The 2,732-nt window shown below is 70.4% G+C and carries 1 protein-coding gene; it reads left to right on the forward strand.

Annotated elements, in window-relative coordinates:
* Positions 1 to 2,732 (forward strand): SDR family NAD(P)-dependent oxidoreductase (locus ND747_RS16015; RefSeq protein ID WP_251734418.1); only part of this gene is annotated, 2,732 nt, incomplete at both ends.

Genomic DNA, 2,732 nt, shown 5'->3' on the forward strand with positions numbered 1-2,732 from the left:
GTGTCGGTCCGTTCGCGTCCTTCGGGTGGTGAGGGGTGGGAGCGCAATGCCGAGGGTTTCCTCGCTCCCGTTGCCGCTGCGATCGTCCAGGACGGCGTCGCTGACCTCGGGGCCTGGCCGCCACCGGGCGCTGAACCGGTCCCGATTGAGGATTTCTACGAACGCCTCGCCGACCTCGGCTACGCCTATGGGCCCGCCTTCCAGGGCCTGACCGCGGTCTGGACCCGGGAAGGGGAGATGCTCGGCGAGGTCGCCCTCCCCGAGAGCGCCGACGCGGCCGGGTACGGAATCCACCCGGCTCTCCTGGACGCCGCCCTGCACGTCTCCATGGCCGCGACACCCCTGGGCGACACCGACAGCGTGCAGATGCCGTTCGCGTGGAACCGTGTCACTCTCTACGCCACCGCCGCCACCGCGCTTCGGGTCCGCGCCACCCCCGGTCCTGATGGCTTGAAGGTGAACCTGGCCGACACCGCCGGCGAGCCGGTCCTGACCATGGAAGCCCTCGCCTCACGACCTTTCACCGCCAACGATCTCAACGCTCCCGCCGCCCATGGCGCGTTGTTCGCGGTCGAATGGTCCCCTCTCTCCGTCCTGGCCGACAGCGCCTCTACGGCTTCCGGCACCGAGCCTGCGAAGGGGACGAGCAGCGCCGCGATCGCGGATGTGGCGGGTCTGGAGTCCTTGGTCGAGGACGTGCCGGAGTGGCTGGTCTTGGACGCGGACCTGCTCGTTTCCTGTGGCGTCGACCGGCGCGTCGATGCCGCCGGTTCTGAGTCGGGTGAGTTGGTGCGGGTGCGGGTGGTGTTGGCGCGGGTGTTGGAGGTGTTGCAGGCGTTCACGTCCGGGTCGGTTTTTGCTGGGGCTCGGTTGGCGGTGGTGGTTCGGGGTGCGGGTGGTGACCCGGTCGCGGCTGCGGTCGCCGGACTGGTGCGTTCGGCCCAAGCGGAGAACTCCGGTCGGATCCTGCTGGTGGATCTCGGCCCTGGGACCGCGGAGCTTCCGGATCTCGCGGGTCTGCTGGAGCAGGCCGCCGCTGATGGGGAGTGGGAGATTCGGCTGGGGGACGGGCTGGTCGAGGTGCCACGGCTCGTCCGAGTCGTTGAAGAGGATGCGGCCGGGGGTGTGGGTGCCGGTTGCGTGGTGGTGACCGGTGGGACTGGGACGTGGGGTGACCTCGTAGCCCGGCATCTGGTCGCCGCGCACGGGGTCCGGAATCTGGTTCTGGCTTCGTCGCTGGGACCTGCCGAACCGGGGGCCGAACAGCTCCAGGCGGACCTGGAGACCGCTGGCGCCCAGGCGCGGATCGTGGCCTGTGATGTCGCAGATCGTGATCAGGTCGAGGCCTTGCTCGCTGGAGCATCGGCGCCGCTCAGCGCGGTGATTCACACCGCTGAGGGCCTGGACGACGCGGTTCTGGGCGGCCTGACTCCGGAGCGGTTGGACACGGTGCTGCGTCCGAAGGCGGATGCGGCCACGCATCTGGATGAGTTGACGCGCGGGTTGGGGTTGGCCGCGTTCGTGGTGTTCTCATCCGCCACAGGGGTGATGGGCGGGCCAGGGCAGGGGAACTACGCGGCGGCGAACGGCTACCTCGACGCGCTCGCCACCCGGCGCCGCGCTACCGGCGAGGCCGCCGTGTCCCTGGCCTGGGGCCACGATGTCCCGAACATGACGACCCTGCTCGACGCGGCGCTCGCGGTGGACCGTCCGGTGCTGGTCCCGATGGTGCTGGATCTGACGGCGCTCCGCCGCCACTACGGGCAGGTGCCGGGACCGCTGCGCCTGCTGGCCGGTCCGCAACGCCGCGCCGCCGAGGCCGCGAACGGCCTGTCGGCGAAGCTGGCCGCGATGACACCGGAGGACCGGGAGCGGTATGTGTCCGAGCTGGTCCGCGCCGAAGCGGCCGCCGTTCTCGGCGCCGCGGACCAGGATCTGGTGCGGGCCGACCAGACCTTCGGTAACGCGGGATTCACCTCACTGGCCGCGGTCGAGTTCCGGAACCGGCTGATGGCACTGACCGGGACGAAGCTACCGGCGACCTTGGTGTTCGACTATCCGACCCCGTCGGCGCTGGCCGACTTCCTGAGCGCGCAGCTGGCGGGCACCGTCGCCGTATCCGCGCCCGTCGCGGCACCGGGCCACGTGAACGAACCGGTGGCGGTCGTGGGTGTGGGGTTGCGGCTGCCCGGTGGTGTCGACAGCCCGGCCGGGTTCTGGGAGCTGTTGTCCTCGGGCACGGATGCGGTGGGGGAGTTCCCCACCGACCGGGGTTGGGATCTGGAGGGCTTGTTCGGCTCGGATTCTGATGCCGCAGGGAAGTCGTCTGTCCGTGTCGGTGGCTTCCTGGCCGATGCGGCGGGCTTTGACGCCGGGTTCTTCGGGATCAGTCCGCGTGAGGCGTTGGCGATGGATCCGCAGCAGCGGTTGCTGTTGGAGACCTCGTGGGAGGCGCTGGAGCGGGCCGGGATCGACCCGTCCTCGCTGCACGGCCGTGACGTCGGGGTCTACACCGGCATCATCGAGAACGACTTCCAGGCGGCGGCCGGCGCGGCCCGGGACGTGGAGGGATACCGAGCCACCGGCGGCGCGCACAGTGTGGCGTCGGGGCGTATCTCCTATGTGCTGGGCCTGGAAGGTCCGGCCGTCAGTGTCGACACGGCGTGTTCGTCGTCGCTGGTGGCGTTGCATCTGGCGGCTCAGGCGTTGCGTGCGGGTGAGTGCTCGATGGC

The sequence above is a fragment of the Frankia sp. R82 genome (assembly GCF_023716925.1).
Taxonomy (GTDB): Bacteria; Actinomycetota; Actinomycetes; order Frankiales; family Frankiaceae; genus Frankia.